This window comes from Kitasatospora sp. NPDC091276, from assembly GCF_040684355.1.
Lineage (GTDB): Bacteria > Actinomycetota > Actinomycetes > Streptomycetales > Streptomycetaceae > Kitasatospora.
The window spans coordinates 17,458-41,062 of record NZ_JBFBFU010000015.1; the positions used below are offsets into that span (position 1 = coordinate 17,458).

Below are 23,605 nucleotides of genomic sequence, written 5' to 3' on the forward strand. Positions count from 1 at the left end.
CCGTGAAGCCGGTCGACCCCCGACTCCTCGGGTACGCCCGCACCACCCGTGCCTTCCTCGCCGGATCCGTGCTCCTCGGCGGGGCGGGAGCGGCCCTGGTGGTCGCCCAGGCGAGTCTGATCGCCGAGATCGTCGTCCGCGCCTTCCAGCGCCAGGCGACCCTCGGCGAGCTGACCACGCCGCTGCTGCTGCTCGCCCTGACGGCCGTCGGGCGCGGGCTGGTCGGCTGGCTCACCGAACTCACCGCGCACCGGTCCGTCGCCCGGGTGAAGTCCACCCTGCGGCGCCGGCTGCTCGACCACGCCACCGCGCTCGGCCCGGCCTACCTGGCGGGCCGGCGCACCGGCGAACTCACCACCCTCGCCACCCGCGGCGTCGACGCGCTGGACGACTACTTCGCCCGCTACCTGCCGCAGCTGGCGCTCGCCGTCGTCGTCCCGGTGATCGTGCTGCTGCGGATCGTCGGCGCCGACTTCGCCTCGGCCGCGATCATCGCCGGGACGCTCCCGCTGATCCCGCTGTTCATGGTGCTGATCGGGATGGCCACCCAGAGCCGGATGGACCGGCAGTGGGGCACCCTGGCCCGGCTCTCGCACCACTTCCTCGACGTGGTGGCCGGACTGCCCACCCTCAAGGTGTTCAACCGGGCCCGCGCCCAGGCCGCCACCATCGCCCGGATCACCGCCGACTACCGCCGCGCCACCCTGCGCACCCTGCGGATCGCCTTCATCTCCTCCTTCGCGCTGGAACTGCTCTCCACCCTGTCGGTCGCGCTGGTCGCGGTCACCGTCGGCTTCCGGCTGGTGGACGGCACGCTCGACCTGGAGACCGGGCTGCTGATCCTGATCCTCGCCCCCGAGGTGTACTTCCCGATCCGCCAGGTCGGCGCGCTCTACCACTCCAGCGTGGAGGGCCTGACCGCCGCCGACGAGATCTTCCAGGTGCTGGAGACCCCGCTGCCCGCCGCCGGCACGGTGCCCGCACCCGCCCTCACCGGGGCCGTCGTCGCCGTCTCCGACCTGGTCGTACGCCACCCCGGGCGGGCCGAGCCCGCGCTGGACGGCGCCGCGCTGACCCTGCGCCCGGGCACCACCACCGCCCTCACCGGCCCGAGCGGGGCCGGCAAGTCCACCCTGCTCGCCGTCCTGCTCGGCCTCGTCGCCCCGGACGCCGGCACCGTCCGGATCACCGCCGCCGACGGGCGGACCCACGACCTGGCCGCACTGGAACCGGCGAGCTGGCGGCGGCAGATCGCCTGGGTGCCGCAGCACCCGCACCTGTTCGCCGGGACGGTCGCCGACAACCTGCGGCTCTACCGCCCGGAGGCCACCGACGAGCAGCTGTGGACGGCGCTTCGGGCCGCGCACGCGCTCGACTTCGTGACCAGGCTGGACGCCCCGCTCGGCGAGGACGGCGCCGGGCTCTCCGCCGGGCAGCGCCAGCGGCTCGCGCTCGCCCGCGTCCTGCTCGCCGACGACCGGCCGCTGGTCCTCCTCGACGAGCCGACCGCCAACCTGGACGGCGCCTCCGAGGCCGCCGTCGTGGACGCCGTCCGGACGCTCGCCGAGGACCCGGCGCGCACCGTGCTGATCGTCGCCCACCGGCCGGCGCTGCTGGCCGTCGCCGACCACCGGGTCCGGCTGACGGGGGCACCCGCCCCGGCCGCCGGCCCGGCCGCGGCTGCGGCCTCCGCTGCGTCCTCCGCTGCGGTCGAGCGGCCCGCGCACAGCGGGCGGCCGACGCCCGCCCCCGCCGCGGCACAGGACGAGCCCGAAGCCGCCGCCGCCACCCCGAGACTGGCGCTGTCCGTCCTGCTCGGCGCGCTCGCCCTCGGCTGCGCCGTCGCGCTGATGGCCACCTCCGGCTACCTGATCTCCCGGGCCTCCGAGATGCCGCCGGTGCTCTACCTGATGATGGCCGTCACCTCGGTACGGGCCTTCGGCATCGGCCGCAGCGTCTTCCGCTACGCCGAGCGGCTGGTCTCGCACGACGCCGTGCTGCGCACCCTCGGCACCCTGCGGGCCGCCGTCTACCGGCGGCTCACCGCGCTCGCCCCGGCCGGGCTGCCCGCCTTCCGGCGCGGCGACCTGCTCTCCCGGCTGGTCTCCGACGTCGACGCGATCCAGGACCACCACCTGCGCTGGCGGCTGCCGGCCGCCGTGGCGGGCGTGGTCTCGCTGGCCGCGGCGGCGGCGATGGGCGCCTTCCTGCCCGCCGCCGGGGTCGTGCTCGGGGTCGGGCTGCTGCTCGCGGGCGCGGTGGTGCCCGCCCTGGCCGCCCGCTGGTCGGCCGGTGCCGAACGGCGGCAGGCCCCGGAGCGCGGGCGGCTCGCCACCACCGTCGTCGACGCCTTCACCGGCACCGCCGAACTCACCGTGGCCGGCGCGCTGCCCGGCCGGCTCGCGGCCGTCCACGGCGCCGACGCCGCGCTCACCCGGCTGGCCGCCCGCTCGGCGGCCACCACCGCGCTCGGCACCGGGCTGATCGCGCTGCTCACCGGGCTGACCGTGACCGCCGCGGCGGCCGTCGGCGTCCAGGGGGTGCACGGCGGCGCGCTGGCGCCGGTCTGCCTGGCCGTGGTCGTGCTCACCCCGCTGGCCGCGTTCGAGGCCGTCACCGGGATGCCGCTGGCCGTCCAGGCGCGCCAGCGCAGCCGGGCCGCGCGGGCCCGGCTGGACGAGGTGCTGGAGGCCGAGGCCGCCGTCCCGGAGCCGGCCGCGCCCGCCGCGCTGCCCGAACAGCCGCTGCCGGTCGCCGTGCGCGGACTGACCGTCCGGCACCCCGGGCAGGCCGTGGACGCGCTCACCGGCGTCGACCTCGACCTCGCGGCCGGCCGCCGGATCGCCGTGGTCGGCCCGTCCGGCTCCGGCAAGACCACCCTGGCCCAGGCGCTGCTGCGGTTCCTGGAGCCGAGCGCGGGCGGCGTCACCTTCGCCGACGGCTGTCCACAGGCTGTGGACAGCCGCGCGCTCGCGGGCGAGGACGTCCGCCGGGTGATCGGACTGTGCGCCCAGGACGCCCACGTCTTCGACAGCTCGCTGCGGGAGAACCTGCGGCTGGCCCGGCCGGGCGCCACCGAGGACGACCTGCGTGCCGCGCTCGCCGCCGCCCGGCTGCTGGACTGGACGCTGACCCTGCCCGACGGCCTGGACACCATGGTCGGCGAGCACGGCGCCCGGCTCTCCGGCGGCCAGCGGCAGCGGCTCGCACTGGCCCGGGCCCTGCTCGCCGACTTCCCGGTGCTCGTCCTGGACGAGCCCGCCGAACACCTCGACCTGCCCACCGCCGACGCGCTCACCACCGACCTGCTGGCCGCCACCGAGGGCCGCACCACCGTGCTGATCACCCACCGGCTGGCCGGACTGGACGACACCACCGTCGACGAGGTGTTGGTGCTGGACGGCGGCCGGGTCGCCGAGCGCGGCCGCTGGTCGGAGCTGATCGCGGACCGGGACGGGCGGCTGCACACCATGTGGCGGCGGGAGCGGGAGGCGGACGGGCTGCTGGAACCGGTCGGGGCCACCCGTTAGACCCGGTCGGGGCCGCCCGTTCAGCCTGGTCGGGGCCGCTCGTCGGGCCCGGGCAGGGCGCGGTTCCCGAGTCGCGCCGTCCTTCGGATGAAAAGCGTACAAACTAGGCTTTCTGCATGGACCCCACGCCAGAGCCCTCCGCCGCCGCGCCCGAGCCGACACCCCATCGGGTGCCGGAGATCGCCTCGCTCGGGCTGGACACCCTGGTCACCGAGGTCGCGGAGCGCCTGCAGTCGGCCGCCGCGGTCACCGACCGGATGCAGCGGCTGCTGGAGGCGGTGGTCTCCATCGGCGCCGGGCTCGACCTGCACGCCACCCTGCACCGGATCGCCACCGGCGCCGCCGAACTCGTCGACGCCCGGTACGCGGCCCTCGGCGTGATCGCCCCCGGCCGCACCGGCCTGGCCGACTTCATCCACGTCGGCGTCGACGACGAGACCGCCGCCGAGATCGGCGACCTGCCCGCCGGCCGCGGCATCCTCGGCGCGCTGATCGACCGCCCCGAGCCGCTGCGGCTCGCCGACCTCGGCGCCGACCCGCGCTCCTCCGGATTCCCGCCGCACCACCCGGAGATGAAGACCTTCCTCGGCGAGCCGATCCGGGTCCGCGACGAGGTCTTCGGCAACCTCTACCTCACCGAGAAGAAGGGCGGCGGCGCCTTCACCCCCGAGGACGAACAGGTGGTGCACGCGCTCGCCGCGGCGGCCGGCGTCGCCATCGAGAACTCCCGGCTGTACGAGGAGGGGCGGCGCCGGGAACGCTGGATCGCCGGCGCCTCCGCCGTCACCACGGCGCTGCTCTCCACCGACCAGGCCGAGACCGCGCTCACCGTCGCGGCCGAGCAGGTCCGGGAGCTGGCGGACGCCGCGCTCGGCATGATCCTGCTCCCGACCGAACCGACGGAGGACGGCGACGGGCAGATGCGGGTCGCCCACGCCTCCGGCGAGGCCGCCGAGTTCGTCCGGGGCGAGCTGCTGCCCAGGGAGAGCTTCGCGGCCCGGCTGCTCGCCGGGGAGAGCATCCACCTGGACGACATGTCCAGCGACCCGACCGTGGAGATCCGGCTCGCCCGCGCCTTCGGCCCGTCGATGGCCGTCCCGATGGTCGCCGCCGGGCGGGTGCTCGGCGGACTCTGCGTCTGGCGCCCGCGCGGCGCCCTGCCGTTCACCGACACCGAGAAGCAGCTCGCCGAGACCTTCGCCTCGCAGGCCGCGCTGGCCCTGCGGCTCGCCGAGGGCCAGCGCGACCAGCAGCGCCTGGCCGTCTTCCAGGACCGCGACCGGATCGCCCGCGACCTGCACGACCTGGTGATCCAGCGGCTGTTCGCCACCGGGATGATGCTGGAGAGCGCGGCCCGGCGGTCCGTGGTGCCCGAGGTGAAGGTCGGCATCGGCAAGGCGGTGGACGAGCTGGACGCCACCATCCAGGAGGTCCGCACCACCATCTACGCCCTCCAGCACGACAACCACGGCGACGCGCCGGACACCCTGCGCACCCGGGTGCTGCGGGAGGCCAGCCAGGCCGCGGCGGCGCTCGGCTTCAAACCCTCGGTGAGCTTCGTCGGGCCGGTGGAGAGCCTGGTCGAGGAGAAGAACGGCCGTCAACTGCTCGCCGCGCTCAGGGAGATGCTCTCCAACACGGCCCGGCACGCGCGGGCCTCCCGGGTCGGCGTCGAGATCGACGCGACCGCCCACCTGGACGACACCGGCCGGCCGGTGAGCGGCGACCCGGAGTCGCTGGACCGGGGCGGGCGCCCGGGCGTGCTGCTGACGGTGACCGACGACGGCGTCGGCATCCCGGCGGGCGGGCGCCGCAGCGGCCTGCTCAACCTGACCCGGCGGGCCGAGGCGCTCGGCGGCGCCGCCTGGCACGAGAACGGACCGTACGGGAAGGGCACCATGGTCCGCTGGACGGCCCGGCTCTGAGCCCGGCCCGATCCTCCTCGGCGGTTGGCCGGTGAAAGTTAAACGAGGGAGAACTTCCCGACCAACACCGCAAGTTGTGAACGTTCTGGGCTTTCCGTGGGTCCGTGTGCACACATAGCTTTGCACCGGTCTCGGAGGGGTAACCGGACGGGGGGAGCAGTGGACGCGTCTGGCCGCGGGAACACCGCAGCAGGGGCAAGTCGAGGCGGGTTCAGGACGGAGCGCGCCCCGGACGGGCGGTACCGCTGGCAGCTGAAGGCGCCGAACGGCCGGGTGGTGGCCATCACCGCCGCCATGTTCGAGACGCCCGGCGAGGCCGAGCGCGGCTTCGACGGATTACGCGTCGGGGCCGCCGAACTCACCGCGCGGATCACCCACGTCCGGGACGGCATCGGCTGGATCTGGGTCGTCCCCGGGTCGCGCAGCCTGCCCGAGGTGCGCTCCAGCCGCGCGTACGAGCGGTACGCGACCTGCCAGAACGCCTTCCGGCGCTTCGTCGTGCTGCTGGCCAAACAGCCCGCGCGGGACCTGCCCGTGCGGGAGCTGCCCGCGCGTGACCGGCCCGTTCGCGACCAGTCCGTTCGCGACCAAGCCGTTCGTGAGCGGCCTGCCAGGGAGCGGCCGGTTCGTGATCTGCCGGGCCGTGAACTTCCCCGGAACACGGTCTCGTTGAGACGCCCCGATGGCCGCTGAGGGGCGCGGCCCCCGTCTGCTGATCGTCCCCGCACCCGAACGCTGCCTGGGCTGGGCGCTGCGCGCCGCCAACGGGCGGCCGCTCGGCGTGGGCGTGCGCACCTACCGCAGCGAGGAGGAACTCGCCGAGGCGGTCCGGGTGTTGCTGATCGAGCGGGCGGCCCTTCGATGTTCGGTGGCCCAGTCCGAGGGTCGGCAGTGGGTGTGGTCCGCCTACCTGCCGGCGCGCAGCACCCGGCGGGCGGCGGTCGAGCCCGCGCCGGTGGCACGCAGCGCCCGCGGCTACCTGCGGCGCGACCAGTGCCAGGCCGGCGCCGAGGGCTTCCTGTCCGGACTCCAGTGGGTGGGGCAGGAGTTGCGGCGGGGCGGTCGGGACGGCCGCTGGCCGCTGTGAGGCGGCCGGGGCCCACGTGCAGTTCCGGTGAAGCGCAGGTTTCCGGCAACACCCCGAGTCGCCACCTGGAGAAGAACGTCACCGGCCTCCGACCACCCCCTTTCCCCTCCGCCGCGCCCGTGCTGACCAGTCGCTAAACCTCGTCGAACCGATGAGTCGACAATCCCGACCCGCCCTCGACCTCCCTTCCGGCGGAACCTCCGGGCCGGACAGGATCTGCACTGCCGGAGCGGCCGCAGCGGACGCGGCCACCGGCCCCGGGCTCCCAACCAGAGCACGGGTTCACGCGATGGACGTCTCTCCCACCGGAGGAAGAGAAACATGCGTAAGACCGCTGCCAAGCTGCTCACCGTTGCCGCCCTGGCGACCTCCCTCGCCACCGTCGCCTCGGGCTCGGCCATCGCCGACCCGGCCGCCGGTGTCACCCCGGCCGCCCAGGACATCGTGGGTGTCGGCTCGGACACCATCCAGGTCCTGCTGAACCAGTTCTCGGCCGACTACAACGCCTCCCTGGGCGCCGGTTCCACCGCGCCGCGCCTGTACAGCTGGGACGCGACCGGCACCTCGCCGATCACCACCAAGACCGGCGCCACCTCGATCGCCCGCCCGAACGGCTCCGGCGCCGGCATCAAGGCCCTGGTCGCCAACACCAGCGCGACCGTGGACTTCGCCCGCTCCTCGCGCGGCCCGGCGGCCACCGACGCCCACGGCCTGGACTTCGTCGCGCTCGCCAAGGACGCCGTCACCTGGTCCGCCCCGAGCAACGGCAACGCCCCGGCGCAGCTGACCTCCGCGCAGCTGACCGCGATCTACAACTGCACCACCACCAACTGGAACCAGATCAGCGCGAGCCTGCCGAACGCCACCATCAAGCCGTTCCTGCCGCAGGCCGACTCCGGCACGCGCTCCTTCTTCCTGGGTGCGATCGGCGTGACCACCCCCGGCGCCTGCGTCACCACCGGCCCGGAGGAGAACGAGGGCACCGACGCCAACCTGACCGACCCGAACGTCGTCTTCCCCTACTCCGTCGCCCACTACCTCGGCCAGACCGTCGGCGGCCACGGCACGGCGACCGACGCCCCCGGCAGCCTGACCCTGCGCAACATCGTGGTCAACGGCGCCACCCTGACCCCGGTCACCAACAACGTGATCAACACCAAGTTCGCCAACTCCTCCTTCGGCCGCGTGGTCTACAACGTGATCCGCGACACCGAGTGGACGGCGACCGACGCGCACGGCCAGGCGCTCCAGGCGATCTTCGGCTCCAACGGCTGGATCTGCAACGACCCGGTCGCCGCCGCCGACCTGGCGAGCTACGGCTTCCTGGCCACCCCGGCCTGCGGTGTCGCCACCCTCACCTGATCCACCCTCACCTGACTCACCCCGCACCTGATCCATCCCGCACCTGATCCACCCCGCACCATCCGGCGGCCACGGGCTTCGCGCCCGTGGTCGCCGGCCCACCGGCGGGACGTCTCGAAGGGAACGGGCCGGCTCCGGTCGGACCCGTCGGCCGGTCCTCGGACCGGTTCTCCACCCTCAGCGCGAAACCTTCCTCTCCCAAGGAGCCCAGCATGTCCCGTACCACCGGTCGGTTCCTCGCCGGCGGCGTCGCGGTCGTCCTCGCCGTCACCGCCTTCGGCGGCGTGGCCGCGGCCGACACCGCTCCCGTCCCCACCGGCAGCGCCGTGGTGACCGAGAACAACACCTTCCTCCAGGCCGCGGCGAGAAACGGTGTGTTCATCGTTCCGCTGCCGAACGCCAGCGTCTCCTACAACACCACCGCGGGCCTGGCGACGAGCCTCCCGGTGACCGGCGGCAGCGTGAACCTGCGCGGCTACTACGGCAACGCGACGCTCGGCGGCAGCCTGCTGTTCGTCGACGTCTTCACCGGCAAGAGCGTGCTCTTCAAGCAGCTCGCGTTCAGCGCCGACGACTGGCGCCTCACCGGTGTGCCGGACGGCGCCACCGACCCGGTCCTGCTGTTCAAGCCGGCCGGCCTCCAGCGGACCGAGCAGAGCGGTACCACGCAGTCGCTGACCGCCTCCGCCCTCACCGTGGACGCCGCGGGTGCGCAGTTCCTCGACAGCAAGCTGAACACCTCCTTCTTCACGAACGGTCAGGCGATCGGTTCCTTCGCGCTGACCTTCAACGGCTGAGCACCGCCCGCAGGTTGGTCCAGGCCCGTGCCGACAGGCGCGGGCCTGTTTTTCCGTGAAGGCGTCAACTCCGCTAGCGAGGTGCCGCGTTGTGGTCTCGTACACGCGGGCGACCGGATCCGGCCATCTGCGGCTGGCCGAATGGACGGGTACCGGAATCGTCGGCCGCTCGATGCCCGATCCCCTGCGCCGCGTCTCCCGGCGGCGCGCAATCGCACGGAGGTGCCCGCCATGAGAGTCCGACCGCCCGACCGGAGACCCTTGGGCCGTTGGCGCCGCCGACTGCCCGCTCTCGCGATGGTGTGGTCGTCGGTGGTCGCTGTCGGCGTGCTGCCGATCGGCCTGGGGGCGCTGCCGCAGGCCGTGGCGGAGGACTCCGCCGTCACGGTGCCGGGGCCCAAGGTGTGGCAGCCGAACGAGGGCGTGTACGGCCCCGAGGGCAGTGTGAGCGTCGTGCAGACCAAGAACCTGGTCAACCAGGTGGTCCACGTCGGCTGGAAGGGGTTCACCCCGACCTCGGACGCCAACGGCGATCCCTGGCTGAACGGGCCGGCACCGCGCAGCGAGCAGCCCTTCTACCAGGTGCGGGTGTACCAGTGCCGGGGCACCGACCCCAAGGTCACCGACTGCTACGACAGCACCCTGTACAACGCCGACGCGGCGGCGGGCTTCCAGCAGAAGACGCCCGCACCGGGGACGACCTTCCCCGACTACCCGTCGAACATGGTCGTCTCGGTCACGGGCCCGGACGGTTCGGGCTTCGCGGACATCGAGCTCTACACGGCCGACCAGAGCCCCACCCTGGGCTGTGACGACAAGCACCCGTGTTCGCTGGTCGTCGAGCCCAACTACGGTGGCGACTCGATCGCCTGGGCGGACAAGACCCGCAAGGGCGTCCTCGGCTGCGACAACCACAGCCTGGACCTGGACTTCGGCATGGCGTCCGACCTGAAGCTCAACGGCACCATCAACCGCTACACGAACATGAAGACGTCCGAGCAGTGCTCCTGGGAGCGCCGCACGGTGGTGCCGTTGGAGTTCGCCCCCACGGCGGCGGCCTGTCCGGACCAGCACGCGGCCTTCAGGGTGGCCGGACTCGAACCGGCCAAGCGGGCGATGGCGCAGTGGCAGGCCGGGCTGTGCCAGGGCACCGAGCCGATGTCGCTCACGTACGGCTTCGCGAACGGCGACGCCCAGGCCCGCACGGACTTCCTGTCGGGCGGCGGCGACATGGCGCTGGCGTCCCGGCCGGACACCCAGGCGCCGCCACCGCGCCCGTACGTGTACGCGCCGATCGCGACCTCGGGGATCTCCGTGGTGTTCGTCGTGGACGACCCGAACACCGGTCGGCAGATCAGGAGCATGAAGCTCAACGCGCGGTTGCTGGCCAAGCTGCTCACGCAGTCCTACGCCTCGCCCGGCGCCGCGATCCCGTCGGTGAAGGGCAACCCGATCTGCATCTTCGACGACCCGGAGTTCCAGAAGCTGAACCCGCTGCCCTCGGACGGCACGGTCTCCTGGCCCACGGGGTGCCTCTCGAACAACACCACCCCGACGGTGTTCGGCGGGACGGCGGACATGACGTACCAGCTGACGTCGTGGATCGCCTCCGACCCCGACGCGGTGCGCTTCCTGGACGGCGAGTCCGACCCGTGGGGCATGCACGTGGACAGCTTCTACCTGCGCCCGGCCTTCTCCGGCTACCCGACCGACTCCCTCGTCCGGCAGGACTCCTCGGGGATCCCGGACGCGAAGGAGGACGCCAAGCGCAACTGGAAGCAGTTCGAGTGGAACCCGATCTCGACCGGGCTGAACGACGTGGTGCGCAAGGTGCTGTGGAACCAGCCCAACTGCGTCAACGGGGACACGAAGTCGGACGGCTCGCACGACCTGTGCCCGCCGCTCAAGATCGGGAAGCGGACGCTGTTCGCGATCATGGACACCGGCGAGGCGAAGGCCTACTCGCTGCCCGAGGCCCAACTGCTCAACCCGGCCGGCGGTTTCGTCTCACCGGACGGCCCGGGCTTCCAGGCGGCCGTCGCCGACATGACCGTCGACCAGGCCACCGGCGTGCAGTCCCTGCCGTACGGCGCGTCCGACTCGGCCCTCGCGCGTGACCAGAAGGCCTACCCGCTGACCGCCGTGCAGTACGCGATGCTCCCGACCAAGGACGTCGCGGCCGGCAAGGTGGCCGCGATGACCAAGTTCATGCGCGCGGTGACCACCACCGGCCAGGTCTACGGGTACGAGCCCGGCCACCTCGCCCCCGGCTTCCTCGCCCTGACCGCCGCCCAGCGGACCCAGGCCGGGGACGCGATCGGCCACCTGGAGGCGCAGGACGCCAAGCTGCCCGGCAACCAGGCCGCCCCGCCGAACCCGCCCGCGACCGGCGGCGACGGTTCGACGCCGGCCTCCGGTACGGGGGGCGGGCAGGGCGTCGCCCCGGTCACCCAGGTCGGTGAGGGCGGAGCGTCCGGCGGGAGCGGGGCCGCGGCCTCCGGCGAGACCGGGGACCAGGCGTCCGGCGGGTCCGGCGGGTCCGCCACCGGTGGCCTGTCCGGCACCGGTGCGGGCTCCGCGTCCGGTGGAGCGGGAACGGCGGCCGGTGGAACTGCGGCGGGCGGAGCGGCGGCGGGTGCCGGTGCCGGTGCCAAGCCCGGCACGACGCCCAGCACGCCCGGCAAGCCGCTGTCCGCCGCGCCCGTCGCGGCCGGTACTCCGGCGCCCGACCGTTCCGGCGCCGCGCGGCTGCTGCTGCCCGTCGCGCTGATCGGCGGCCTGGTGCTGCTGGTCGGCGGTCCGGCGGTCCTCTTCCTGGGCGGGACGCCCGCCGGGGCGCGGGCGCTGGCGGAGGTGCGGAAGGGCTGGTCGCGGTTGCGCCGCCGCCCGTGACGGTCTGACGCGGGGACACAACAGAATCACCGAAGCACGACTCGGCGGGGCCGCCGTTTCGGCCCCGCCGAGTCGTTTTCGCATAGCTGAAGTCGCTTGGAGTCAACGCGCGTTGCGTCTGGGGTGGAATCGGCCAATGCTTCGGCCGCGCGTGATCGAAGGCAAATACCTTTCACATCAAAGGACTTGGGTGATAAGCCCCAGCACGGACATGTCATTCGCCGGTCCGGTCCGGCCATTCGGAGTTCCCAACTCCGCCACCGAGTTGCCGCGTTGGGCCCTCGTACACACGCACGACCCGATCCGGCCACCTGTGGCTGGCCGAATGGGTACGCACCGGATCCGTCCCCCGCACCCGAGCACGGAGAGCAGACCATGACATCCGCCGCCGAGCCCGCGGCACCGTACGCCGGGGTGCCAGGCCAACCCGGCCACGGGCCCGACCGGGACGTCCCGCGCACCATCACCGCCCCCGCGACCCCGGGCGACCGGGTGTTCCGCGGGGTGCTGCGGGTCGCCGGGCTCTCAGTCTTCGCGATCATGGGGATGATCGCGTTCTTCCTGATCCTGCGGGGCACGGACGCGCTGCGCGCGGTCGGCTGGTCCTTCCTGACCGAGCAGAAGTGGCAGACCGCCGCGCACAACTTCGGCATCGCGGCCGTCCTGCCGAACGGCCTGCTGATCGCCGTCATCGCCCTGGTGATCGCCGTCCCGGTCGCCCTCTTCACCGCGATCTTCATCTCCGAGTACGCGCCGGTCCGGTTGCGGGCGGCGCTGATCTCGCTGATCGACCTGATGGCGGCGATCCCCAGCATCATCTACGGCCTGTGGGGGCTGTTCTTCCTCCAGCCGCGCATCATCGGCTTCGTCCGCTGGCTGACCAACCACCTCGGCGACACGATCCCCTTCCTCAAGGTGCGCACCGGCGACATCGGCACCTCCTACACCTCCTCCACCTTCATCGCGGGCGTGGTCGTCGCGTTGATGATCATCCCGATCGTGACCTCGCTCAGCCGGGAGGTGTTCTCCCAGGCCCCGCAGGGCGAGCGGGAGGGCGCGTACGCGCTGGGCTCGACCCGTTGGGGGATGGTGCGCGCGGTGGTCCTGCCGTTCGGCAAGGGCGGGGTGATCGGCGCGATCATGCTGGGCTTCGGCCGGGCGATGGGGGAGACGATCGCGGTCGCGCTGATCGTCTCGCCGAGCTTCAAGACCATCACGCACATCCTGGAGAACGGCGCCAACTCGATCTCGGCGCTCATCGCGCTGCGCTTCGGCGAGTCGGACGCGCTCTCGCTCTCCGCGCTGATGGCAGCCGGCCTGGTGCTGTTCGCGCTGACCCTGCTGGTCAACGTGGCGGCCGGCTTCGTGATCAACCGGTCCCGCTCCGGGGCCTCCACCGCGGACTGAGGCGGCGTACCGACATGACCCACCGCGTCGAAGGGACGACCCGATGACCACGCTCGACCTGCCACCGGTCGCCGCGTCCGGGCCCGGAGGTCCGACGCCCTCCGGCTCCGCCGAGGCACCCGCCGAGGCCGCGCCACCGCGCTCCCAGACCAAGGTGCGGCTCGGCGGTGTGACCCGCGAGGACGTGTTCACCGTGGCCGGCTCACTGGTCGGCTCGCTGGCGCTGAACTGGGCGCTGTACGAGCGGGTGCTGCCGTTCAGCGGCGCGTTCGGCTTCCTGGTCTGCTGGTACCTCCTGTTCCTGGCGGGCTACTTCGCGCTCGGCCGGCTCCAGTGGGGCAGGCTGATGGTGCGCGACCGGCTGGTGTCGGTGGCCTCCTGGAGCTCCGGGCTGCTGGTGGTCGCGCTGATCGTCGACCAGATCGGCTACGTGGCCAGCCGCGGCTTCGAGGCGGCCCAGCACCTCAACTTCTTCACCGAGTCGATGGAGCGGACCGCCGCGCTCTCCCCGATCACCTCCGGCGGCGCGCTCAACGCGATCGTCGGCTCGCTCGAACAGCTGGGCCTGGCAACGCTGTTCGCGGTGCCACTGGGCATCGCGGCGGCGATCTTCATGTCCGAGGTCGGCGGCCGGCTGGCGCGCCCGGTGCGGACGCTGGTCGAGGCGATGACCGCGCTGCCCTCCATCGTGGCCGGCCTGTTCATCCTCGGCGTCTTCATCATCACCTTCGGCTTCGAGAAGAGCGGCTTCGCGGCCTCGCTGGCGCTGACCGTGATGATGATGCCGATCGTCACCCGGGCCGCCGAGGTGGTCATCCGGCTGGTGCCCGGCACCCTGCGGGAGGCCTCGTACGCGCTCGGCGGCAGCCAGTGGCGCACGGTGTGGAACGTGGTCCTTCCCACCGCCCGGCCCGGTCTGGTGACGGCGGTGGTGCTCGGCATGGCGCGCGGCGTCGGCGAGACCTCGCCGGTCCTGCTGACCTCGGGCTTCACCTCGCAGTTCAACGCCGACCCGCTCCACGAGCACCAGGTGTCGCTGCCGCTGTACATCTGGAACTACGTCAAACAGCCCTACCCCGAGATGGTCGCCCGTGCCTTCGCGGCCGGACTGACCCTGATGGTCCTGGTGCTGATCCTCTTCGTCACCGCGCGCGTGCTCGGCGGCCGCAAGCCGGGCGAGCTGACCAGGCGGCAGAAGCGCCGGATCGACCTGGAGGCGCGGCGCGCCGAGGCCGCCGCACGAGCCGCCCGGCCGTCCGACACCGTCCGTCCGGCGCTGGCGCGGACCGCGTCCGCCCATGCGCCGGCCACCGCCGTCCCACTCCCCGGGAACAGCTGATGACCCACCCAACCACCCTCCGTCCCAGAGGAGTCCCCATGTCGTGGGAGGCTGCCGGCCGCCCCGTGGCCCGCGCGCTCGCCCTGCTGATGTCCCTGTTGCTGCTCGCGGCCGCGCCGATGCTGGGGCCGGGCTCCCGGGCCTTCGCGGCGAGCGTCGCGCTGAGCGCGGACGGGTCCAGCTGGGCCGGTCCGGCCATCGACCAGTGGCGCCAGGACGTCGGGTCGCAGGGCATCCAGATCAGCTTCAACCCGGTCGGCTCGGCGGCCGGCCGCAACTCCTGGACCCTCGGGCAGAACGACTTCACCGCCTCCGACGTGCCGTTCCGCACCACGCCCGACGCCGGCGTGAACGACGCGGGCCGCCGCAACGGCCAGGGCAGTGCGGAGCAGCCGACCTACGGCTTCTCGTACGTGCCGATCACCGCCGGCGGCACCACCTTCATGTACAACCTGGTGGTCGGCGGCAAGCAGGTCCGCGACCTGCGGCTCTCGCCGCAGACCGTCGTCGACATCTTCACCAACAAGATCACCAACTGGAACGACCCGAAGATCACCGCCGACTACGGCAAGACGCTGCCCAACCTGCCGATCACCCCGGTGGTCCGCTCGGACGGCTCCGGCGCCACCGCGCAGTTCACCCGCTGGATGGAGCACACCCACAAGGACCAGTGGGACGCGTACTGCTCCTCCGTCAACGGCGTCTCCTGCGGCGACTACACCGAGTTCTTCCCGCCGTCCGGTCGGATGGTCGCCCAGAACGGCTCGGACGTCGTCGCCGGCTACATCAAGGCCTCCTCCGGCCTCGGCACCATCGGCTACGACGAGTACGCCTTCGCCAAGCGCAGCAACTGGCCGGTCGTGAAGGTGCTCAACCAGGCCGGCTACTACTCGCTGCCGACCGCCTCCAACGTCGCCGTGGCGCTCACCGCGGCGAAGATCCGCGGCGTCGACGACAACACCCCGGTGTCCGACCCGAACTACCTGCAGCAGAACCTCGACGGCGTCTACACCATGGACGACCCGCGCTCCTACCCGATCTCCAGCTACAGCTACGTGATCGTGCCGCGCTCCGGGGCCGCGCTGCCCCCGCCGCCCCGCTTCAACAACGACAAGGGCAGTGCCCTCAGCCGCTTCCTCGCCTACGTGCTGTGCGAGGGCCAGGGCGAGGCGGACGGCCTCGGCTACTCGCCGATCCCGCGCGGCCTGGTCAAGGGCGGCCTGCTGCAGACCAGGAGCATCCCCGGCAACGCCAGCCCGGTCGACCCGGACACCCTGTCCAACTGCGCCAACCCGACCTTCAACTCCACCGGTGAGCTGACCGTCCTCAAGAACGCGCCGCAGCCCAGCCCCTGCGACAAGCAGGGCGCTCCGCTGGACTGCACCGTGCAGGGCGGCCAGGCGGTCAAGACCGGTTCGGGCGCCGGCGGTTCCAGCAGCGGCGGCAGTGCCGGCGGCGCGGCCGGCGGTACCGGTGGCGGCGGCGGTACGGGTGGCACGGGCGGCGGCAGCGGCGGCGGTACGGGCCGGACCGGGAGCGGAACGAGCGGTGGTGCGGCCGGCGGCGCCGGCGGCACGGGCGGTGGCGCCGCGGGCACCGGCGGCACCGGGGACGGCGCCGCGGCGGCCGACGGCGCGGCCGGCACGGACCCGAACGCGGCCGGCGCCGCACCGGGCGACCCGGGCACCGAGGACGTGGTCGACCCGCAGACCGGCCAGGTGGTCGCCCGCGGCCGCGGCGGCAGCACCGAGGTCGCGGCGAACGTGGTCGAGGTGGCCGGCAAGCCCGAGGACTGGACGCTGAGCACGCTCACCGCCCTCGAACTGCTCGCCGTGGTGCTCGTCCCGCCGCTGCTCGGCCGACGGCTGCTGCGCCGGCGCAAGTCCTCGGACGGCGCCTCGTGACCGCCCCGGTGCTGGAGAAGCCGGCCGCCCCCGCGCGGCCGGCCACGCCCGCGGTCCCGCCCGCCGCGACCCCCGCGGCCGGGCCCGGCGCCGCCCCCGCGCGGCGCCGCCTCCTCCAGGGCGCCCGGGTGGCCAGCCTGCTGGCCGCGCTGGTGCTGGGCTTCGTCGGCTACCTGTTCACGCTCTCGCACGTCCAGGAACGGCACTTCCAGTCCACCGCGTACAAGACCTTCCGGGACCAGCTCGCCCGGGCCGTCGCCCCCACCGGGGCCGCCGCCGACGGCGCCCCGGTGGCCCTGCTGGACATCCCGGCGATCGGCCTGCACCAGGCCGTCGTGGTCGAGGGCACCACCGGCCGGGACCTCATGCGCGGGCCCGGCCACCGCCGGGACACCGCCCTGCCCGGCCAGGGCGGCGTCGCGGTGCTGTTCGGCCGCGGCGCCACCTTCGGCGCGCCCTTCGCCGAACTGTCCGGGCTCCGGGTCGGCGACAAGATCGAGGCCACCACCGGGCAGGGCAAGTTCACCTACACCGTCAACGTGTACGGCGACGGCGACCACCCGATCACCGACCCGGCCCGCAACCGGCTCGTCCTGGTCACCGGGGACTCGGACTGGATCCCCGGCTCGACCGTGATGGTCGGCGCCCGGCTGGACGGCGACCCCGAGCAGAACCCCGGCGGCCGGCCCAGGACCGTCCCGTACGACAAGGCGCTGGCCGCCGACAAGGGCGCGCTGGCCACGCTGCAGCTGTGGTCGCTCGGGCTGCTGGGCGCGGTGCTCGGCGCGCTCGTGCTGGCCCGGTACTGGCGGGCCTCGGCGGCCTACCTGAGCCTCGCGCCGGTGCTCGGCGCGCTGCTCTGGGCGGTCTACGAGAACGCCGCGGCCCTGCTGCCCAACCTCTACTGAAGCGCGCCCGGAAGGCCGTACCGATGACGGATGCACCGATGACCGACACCCCGACCACCGGCCTGGGCACGGCGGACGCCCCGGCGACCGACCCGGCCGCCGACACCCTCACCCTCCCGCCGCTGCCGCCGGCCCCGCACCCCGGCGGCGAGCCGCTGGCCGGGCTGGAGACCAGGGAGGTCTCCGCGTGGTTCGGCGCCCGCAAGGTGCTGGAGCGGGTCTCGCTGGCGATGCCGGCCGGCGAGGTCACCGCGCTGATCGGCCCGTCCGGCTGCGGCAAGTCCACCTACCTGCGGATCCTCAACCGGATGCACGAGATGGTGCGCGGCGCCGCGCTCGCCGGCGAGGTGCTGCTGGAGGGCGACGACGTCTACCGTCCCGGCCGGCGCCCCGCCGAGGTGCGGCGCCGGATCGGCATGGTGTTCCAGCGGCCCAACCCGTTCCCGGCGATGTCCATCCAGGACAACGTCGCCAGCGGCCTGAAGCTGGCCGGGATCAAGGTCTCCAAGGAGGAGCGCCGGGACCTGGTGGAGACCAGCCTGCGCCGCGCCGGGCTCTGGGACGAGGTCTCCACCCGGCTGCACACCCCGGGCGGCGCGCTCTCCGGCGGGCAGCAGCAACGCCTGTGCATCGCACGGTCGTTGGCGGTCTCGCCGGACATCCTGCTGATGGACGAGCCGTGCTCCGCGCTCGACCCGACCTCCACCCGGAGGGTCGAGGAGACCATCGCCGAACTGCGCGGGCGGCTCACCATCGTGATCGTCACCCACAACATGCAGCAGGCCCAGCGCGTCTCGCAGACCTGCGCCTTCTTCCTGGCCACCCACGACACCCCGGGCCGGATCGTGGAGGCCGGGCCGACCGCTCAGGTCTTCGGCAACCCGCGCGACCAGCGGACCTCCGACTACGTGAACGGCCGCTTCGGCTAGGCCCTGTCCAGGGCCCGGGCGGCACGCCTTCAGGGGAGCCGCAGCAGCTCCTCCAGTACCGCCGCGACGCCGTCCTGCTCGTTGCTCACGGTGTGCAGCGGCACCGCCGCCAGCACCTGCGGGTGCGCGTTGGCGACGGCGTACGCGGTGCCGGCCCAGTCCAGCATCTCCAGGTCGTTCGGCATGTCGCCGAAGGCCACCACCTCGCTCCGGTCGATCCCGTGCCCGGCGCACCAACGGGCCAGCGTGCTGGCCTTGGTGACGCCGGGCGCGCTGATCTCCAGCAGCGGGATCGGCGCCGAGCGGGTGATCTCGGCCAGGTGCCCGGCCGCCTCCCGGGCCTGGGTGAGGAACGCGTCCGGGGCGAGGTCGGGGTGCTTGGCCAGCAGCTTGAACAGGCCCCGGACCGGCCCGCCGGCGCCCAGCAGCTTCTCCGCCGGGCCGACCGCGTGCTCCAGGTCGTCGCCCCACATCGGCACCGCGTACTCGGGCTCGCGGGCCCACCCGTCCGGGTACTCGAAGGCGAACGCGGTCCCGGGCAGCTTGGCGCGCAGCACCTCGACCACCGCCAGGGTGGTCTCCACCGGCAGCGGGAACGACTCCAGCAGCTCGCCGCGCCGCACGTCCACCACCGCGCCGCCGTTCGAGCAGATCGCCACCCCGTGGCCGCCGATGTGCGCGCTCACCTGCTGCATCCAGCGCGGCGGACGCCCGGTGACGAACACCACCTGCACCCCGGCCGCCTCCGCGGCCGCCAGGGCCGCGGCGGTGCGTTCGCTGACGGTGCCGCCGGCGCACAGCAGGGTGCCGTCCAGGTCGGTGGCGATGAGGCGGGGGGCGGTACGGGCTTCGGTCACCGGTCCATCTTCGCCCATCGGTGCCGTACCGGTCACCGGCGAGGACGGACCTCGTCGCGGACCCGCAGGACGGCGCCGCCGACCCGCCGGACCTGTGGCTTTCGGCCCCCTTTTCGGCCCCCTTTCGGCCCCCGGGGCTCCGTTTCCGGCCTATTCGCCCGCCGGCCGGGGTGTCCCCGGGGCGCGACGGGCAGGAGTGTGCACGGCCACCCCGTCGGCAGGAAGAGCCATGCCCACTCGCCAGCTCCGAGACGAGCCTCCCCCGACCATCCCGCCCGCCGCCTCCCCGGACGCCTCCCGGGACGTCTCCCCGGACGTCTCCTCGGGCGCTTCTCCGGACGCCTCCCGCGAGCCGGTCCTGCTCGGCGACGTCCTCTTCCACACCCTCGCCGAGATCGCCCGCCGCGCCCCCGAGCCCCGCCTCCCGGCCCAGCGCACCCGCCCGCACCCGTAGCTGCGGCACCGCCCTTTCGGGGCAAGGAATTTGATGCCGCCTCACCCCTGGTCGAGGCTTGTTCGATTCCCTAAACTGCACTCCCCACCCGCCGGCACCGGAGCACGTCATCGGGGCGTGCTCGGCCGCGCCGGCCAGCCCCACCAGGAGGTCTTGACATGGTCAAGCACTACTTCAAGTACGCCCTGAGCACCCTCACCGCCGCCATGTTCGCCCACATGGCCTGACCGAGTCGTCCCGGCCTGGGCCGGGGTGAGCATCCCCGGCCCAGGTTCCAGGAGGTCTCGTGTTCGGCACTGCGGTGAGTCAACTCCGGTACGGCGCATCGATCCTGCTCAACCGCAGGATCCGGCCCCAGGACCTCGGGCGGATCGCCGACGACATGGTCCGCACGCTCGCCGAGTTCGGCGAACCGGGCGCGGACTCGGCGCTGCTGCCGGGGCAGGCCGGTCAGGTCGACCCGGAGGTGCGGCGCACGGTCACCCGGCGGAGCCTGCGGGCCACCGCGCGCGCCGCCGTCCGCCACACGGCCTACTACCGGCGGACCTTCGACGACCTCGGGATCGACCCCGAGACGCTCGACACGGAGACCTGGTCGCGGGTGCCCGTCACCCCGAAGGCGGCCCTGCGCGGCCTGCCCGCCGCGTTCGTCTCCGCCGCCGCCACGCCCGCCCTGATGGCGCTGACCACCGGCACCAGCGGCACCCCGACCGCGGTCTGGTACTCCCGGGCCGAGTTGGAGACCACGATCGCCCTCAGCACCATCTCGGCGGCCCTGACCCTCGGGCTGCGCCCCCGGCACACCGTGGCCTACGCGGGCTGCTCCAGGGCCACCCTGCCACTGGTCGTCGCCGAGGAGTCCACCACCCGGGTCGGCGCCTCGTTCGTCCAGTTCGGGACGATCGACCCCGCGCTCGCCCTGGAACGCCTCGCCGCACCGCTCGGCCTGCCCGGCAAGGCCCCGCAGATCACCCACCTCACCGCCTCCGCGTCGTACCTCTCCGCGCTCGTGCAGGAGGCCGAACAGGCCGGGTGGCGGTCCGCGGACTTCGGGCTGGAGAGCATCGGGGTGGGCGGCGAGGTGCTGTCGGCCCCCCTGCGGGAACGGGCCGAAGCGGCGTTCGGGGCACCGTTGTCCACGTCCTACCTGATGACGGAGACGCTCCCCTCGGGCGGCACGCCGTGCTCTCAGGGGCATCTGCACCACACCACCGAGTTCGGGCACCTGGAGGTGCTCGACCCGCAGACCTGGGAGCCGACCGCGCCGGGGGAGGTCGGGATGCTGGTGCACACCCCCTTCGTGCCCTACCGGGAGTGCACCCTGCTGCTGCGGTACGCCACCGGCGACCTGGTCCGGCTGCCCGTCGGCGGGACGGGGTGCGAGTGGGCGCACCTGCCGGCCACGTCCGCCGTCCTGGGCCGCTGGTCGGGGCCGCTCAGCGCCTCCGTGCCGACCAGGGACGTCCTCGACCTGGTCGAGGGGGAGCCGGACGTGCCGCTGCCGGCCAGGTACACGCTGACCGAGGAGCCGGACGGCGGTGCGCTGCTGCACCTCCTGGTCCGGGCGCTGCCCGCGGCGACACTGCACCGCAGGCTGGAAGAGCGGGCGTCGGCGGCGGGGCTGCCGCTGGCCGGCATCGTGCTCCACGACGACCGGTCGAAACTGCCGCCGTCCAGTCCGGTCCGCGCGGACCTGCGGGAACACACCTTCGAGTCGGCCCGTCCGGTCGGCGTCCGGGCCGGGAGCGGCGCATGAACGCGATCCCCCTCATCGCCCTGAGCTGCTGCGTGGCCCTGCTGATGGCCGCGGCCGGGGGGTACCTGGTCCGCGTGCGGATGCCCAGGCCTCCGGTGGGCGTCTACACCTCCGGCGACATCGCCGTCCTGTGCGTCGGCGTCGTGCTGGCCCCGCTGCTCTACCTCGAGCTGCCGGGCGTGGTCGTCTCGGCGCTGTTCGGCCTGGTGCTCTGCCTGGCGGTGCAGTTCACCCTGGCGCCGGTCTGCTCCGGCCGCTGGGCCTGGGGCCTCGCGCTCGTGGCCGCCGGAGCCACGGCGGCGTGCAGCGGCCACCCCGTCGCGGTGCGCGCCTGCACCGACGTGATGCTCGCCGTCGCGGTGGTGGGCGTGGCCAACCTGTGGACGCAGAGCGGAATGCGATCGGCGCACGCGGCCGGCCTGGCCGCCGTCCTGTCCTGCTACGACCTGGTCGCGACCACCCTGACGCAGGTCACCGCGAACTTCGTCACCCAGGTCCAGGGAAGGCCGTTCGCCCCGATGCTCGTCCTGACGGGCGGCAGCCCGCCGGTCGCCGTGGGCCTCGGGGACCTGCTGCTCCTCGTGCTGTTCCCGCTGGTCGCCGCCAAGGCGTTCGGGCGGACGGCCGCGTTGCTGGCGGCGGTCGTCGGAGTGGTCGTGACCAGCGCGGTCAGCGCGCTGTTCGCCCTGGGCGCGCTGACGGCGGGCTTCCCCCTGCTGACCGTGCTCGGCCCCCTGATCGTGGTGCAGCACGTGGTGTGGTCGCGCCGGCTGGGCGGCGAGCGGACGACGGCCCGCTGGCGCGCCGGCACCGCGTCGCCGGCCCCACGCCCCGACCGCCTTCAGCCGGACCACGCCGTGACGTCGGCGCTGTCCCTCACCCCGCCCACCGGGCTGGCACCGGGCACCTGGATCGCGATCGCCGACGGCCGGATCCTCGGCACCGGCAACTCCCCCGGCCTCGCCCGCCGCGACGCCCGCGAGCGCGGCACGGCCACCCTCCCCGTCGTGCGCCAGCTCTGACCGGGCGGCGGCTTTCTGACGGTGGCGGCCACGGCGGCCACGGCGTTCTCGGCGTTCTCGGCTACGGGCGATGGGGTTGGCCCGGCACGCGCCGTGCGCTGGTGAACCGCTGCCGCCGCCCGCCGGCCGCCAGTTCGCCGAGGCGCTCGCCGACGACGGAGACGCCGGGCCGGGGCTCCTGCGCGTAGTACCAGGGCTTGCGTCGGCGCAACAGCTCCTCGCCGTGCTCGCTCCAGGCGAACCCGGGTTTCCGCAGCAGCTTCCGGAACACCGAGTCGGCGGTCTCCGGGTGGGCGGCGGCCAGTCGCCGGATCGGCAGTGGCGTGATCGACCGCTCGCGCAGGTACGTGCGCAGCAGGTCCTGGTGCGGTTTGCGACCCGTGAGGGAGGGGTCGGCGAAGAGGTCCCGCAACAGCCCGTAGTCCGCGTAGAAGTTGAGCCCGTCGACCTCGTCGTAGATGACTCCGATGGTGTCCGCGTCCGCGAGGTCCGGCGGCAGCTCGAAAGCCGGAAAGTCGAGGCCCGGGAGCCGCCTGCCCCGGGCGCGGTCGGGACGCCCGGCGGCGGTGTCCTCCTGCCGGTGCCGGTAGTAGGCGTTGAGCCGTTCCTCGGTTTCGGCGGGCGGAAGGACCAGTTCGTCGCCGCCGAAGAACTCGACGAACGCGTCCCGGTCCGCCCGCATCGACTCCCATCCCTGCTCGATCTTCTCGGGGTTGCGGAAGACCAGTTCGGGGTGGCTGGTGGCCAGTTGGAGTGCGGCCCGGGCGATCTCGGTGGCGCTGGACCTGGGGTAGAACGACATCGCCCCGGAGACCAGCCACGTCCCGTCGGCCGAGAAGACCGGCACCAGGCAGGTGTGGAGGAACCCTCCCTTCGTCACTCCCCGGAAAGCGGCCCGTCCGGCGTTCGAGTACGTGCGGTACTCCAGGTCGTCGATCAGGTTCAGCAGGACGAGGGCATCCCCGTCCTTGCGGCGGATCTCGAAGATCCCCTCGACCGGGTCCCGCCAGCCGAGCAGCATCTCCCGGTCGATCCCGTCCAGGTCCCGCCGCCCACCGACGAACCGGTCCACCACCGTCGAACCGTCCGGCAGGCGGAAGCGCAGGATGAAGTGGTCGGTGATCCGGACCGCCTCACCCTCGTCCAGCAGCCGTTCGGGCCCGGCCGCCTCCAGCAGGAGGGGAGTCAACCACCGGTCGAAGCGCGCACTCTGCGCGAAGGCGACCAGCTCCCCCTTCAACTCGGCACAGCGCTCGATCAGGTCGGTGAGCGAGCGCTCGCCGTGATCCGCGCCTCGAACGGCGATCGCCATGTCCTGCTCTCCCCACAAGCCGGTTCCGAAGTAGTGATGTGCGAGTTGCTCGGCTCCCGCCGTGGGCATCGACGGTGGCCCTCATCCAGCACGGCCAAAAGCTCGGCCCGCCCTGCCCGCTGCA

The 23,605-nt window shown here is 73.5% G+C and carries 17 protein-coding genes; 15 read left to right on the top strand and 2 right to left on the bottom strand.

Features of this window, described 5'->3' with window-relative positions:
• The first annotated feature begins 2 nt into the window (after positions 1-2).
• The 12 genes from cydD (at position 3) to AB0O19_RS20045 (ending at position 18,080) form a co-directional block, all read left to right on the top strand.
• A complete protein-coding gene (gene cydD / locus AB0O19_RS19990; RefSeq protein ID WP_363621099.1) occupies positions 3-3,530 on the top strand; it encodes a thiol reductant ABC exporter subunit CydD in 3,528 nt (1,175 codons plus the stop codon).
• Between the two features lie 257 nt (positions 3,531-3,787).
• Positions 3,788-5,455: a GAF domain-containing protein gene (locus tag AB0O19_RS19995; protein WP_363621297.1), complete on the top strand. Its 1,668-nt coding sequence runs from the start codon at positions 3,788-3,790 to the stop codon at positions 5,453-5,455.
• Between the two features lie 276 nt (positions 5,456-5,731).
• Positions 5,732-6,148, top strand: a complete 417-nt coding sequence (locus AB0O19_RS20000; protein WP_363621101.1) for a hypothetical protein — start codon at positions 5,732-5,734, stop codon at positions 6,146-6,148.
• Positions 6,138-6,542 (top strand): hypothetical protein, encoded by a 405-nt coding sequence (locus AB0O19_RS20005; protein WP_363581528.1) that lies wholly within the window; start codon positions 6,138-6,140, stop codon positions 6,540-6,542. Before AB0O19_RS20000 ends, AB0O19_RS20005 begins: the two co-directional genes overlap by 11 nt.
• A gap of 321 nt (positions 6,543-6,863) precedes the next feature.
• Positions 6,864-7,904, top strand: a complete 1,041-nt coding sequence (locus AB0O19_RS20010; RefSeq protein WP_363621103.1) for a substrate-binding domain-containing protein — start codon at positions 6,864-6,866, stop codon at positions 7,902-7,904.
• Between the two features lie 212 nt (positions 7,905-8,116).
• The gene (locus AB0O19_RS20015) at positions 8,117-8,701 is read left to right on the top strand and encodes a hypothetical protein (protein WP_350876906.1); all 585 of its coding nucleotides are present in this window, start codon (positions 8,117-8,119) and stop codon (positions 8,699-8,701) included.
• A 312-nt stretch (positions 8,702-9,013) separates the two neighbouring features.
• Complete coding sequence (locus AB0O19_RS20020) at positions 9,014-11,593, top strand: hypothetical protein (protein WP_363621105.1); 2,580 nt, start codon at positions 9,014-9,016, stop codon at positions 11,591-11,593.
• Between the two features lie 375 nt (positions 11,594-11,968).
• On the top strand, positions 11,969-13,000 hold the full coding sequence (pstC, locus tag AB0O19_RS20025; RefSeq protein WP_350876910.1) for a phosphate ABC transporter permease subunit PstC: 1,032 nt from the start codon (positions 11,969-11,971) through the stop codon (positions 12,998-13,000).
• 43 nt (positions 13,001-13,043) lie between these two features.
• Complete coding sequence (gene pstA, locus AB0O19_RS20030; RefSeq protein ID WP_363581522.1) at positions 13,044-14,339, top strand: phosphate ABC transporter permease PstA; 1,296 nt, start codon at positions 13,044-13,046, stop codon at positions 14,337-14,339.
• 38 nt (positions 14,340-14,377) lie between these two features.
• Positions 14,378-16,243 (top strand): substrate-binding domain-containing protein, encoded by a 1,866-nt coding sequence (locus AB0O19_RS20035; protein WP_363621106.1) that lies wholly within the window; start codon positions 14,378-14,380, stop codon positions 16,241-16,243.
• Entirely contained in the window at positions 16,240-17,151 is a 912-nt protein-coding gene (locus AB0O19_RS20040; protein ID WP_363621108.1) for a class E sortase, read from the top strand. The genes AB0O19_RS20035 and AB0O19_RS20040 overlap by 4 nt, the downstream gene beginning before the upstream one ends.
• 38 nt (positions 17,152-17,189) lie before the next feature.
• Positions 17,190-18,080 (top strand): phosphate ABC transporter ATP-binding protein, encoded by an 891-nt coding sequence (locus AB0O19_RS20045; protein WP_363581516.1) that lies wholly within the window; start codon positions 17,190-17,192, stop codon positions 18,078-18,080.
• 29 nt (positions 18,081-18,109) lie between these two features.
• Here AB0O19_RS20045 and AB0O19_RS20050 read toward each other — a convergent pair whose 3' ends face one another.
• Positions 18,110-18,937: an HAD family hydrolase gene (locus tag AB0O19_RS20050; RefSeq protein WP_363621109.1), complete on the bottom strand. Its 828-nt coding sequence runs from the start codon at positions 18,935-18,937 to the stop codon at positions 18,110-18,112.
• 229 nt (positions 18,938-19,166) lie between these two features.
• On the opposite strand from AB0O19_RS20050, the gene AB0O19_RS20055 reads away from it, so the two are divergent.
• The 3 genes from AB0O19_RS20055 to AB0O19_RS20065 all read left to right on the top strand — a co-directional run bounded on the left by AB0O19_RS20055 (position 19,167) and on the right by AB0O19_RS20065 (position 22,169).
• The gene (locus AB0O19_RS20055; RefSeq protein WP_363581512.1) at positions 19,167-19,391 is read left to right on the top strand and encodes a hypothetical protein; all 225 of its coding nucleotides are present in this window, start codon (positions 19,167-19,169) and stop codon (positions 19,389-19,391) included.
• A 286-nt stretch (positions 19,392-19,677) separates the two neighbouring features.
• Positions 19,678-21,147, top strand: a complete 1,470-nt coding sequence (locus tag AB0O19_RS20060; protein WP_363621110.1) for a phenylacetate--CoA ligase family protein — start codon at positions 19,678-19,680, stop codon at positions 21,145-21,147.
• Positions 21,144-22,169, top strand: coding sequence for a hypothetical protein (locus tag AB0O19_RS20065; protein WP_363621112.1), 1,026 nt, complete (start codon positions 21,144-21,146; stop codon positions 22,167-22,169). The genes AB0O19_RS20060 and AB0O19_RS20065 overlap by 4 nt, the downstream gene beginning before the upstream one ends.
• Before the next feature lie 61 nt (positions 22,170-22,230).
• On the opposite strand, the gene AB0O19_RS20070 is transcribed toward AB0O19_RS20065, so the two are convergent.
• Positions 22,231-23,481: a hypothetical protein gene (locus AB0O19_RS20070; RefSeq protein WP_363621114.1), complete on the bottom strand. Its 1,251-nt coding sequence runs from the start codon at positions 23,479-23,481 to the stop codon at positions 22,231-22,233.
• Positions 23,482-23,605 lie beyond the last annotated feature (124 nt).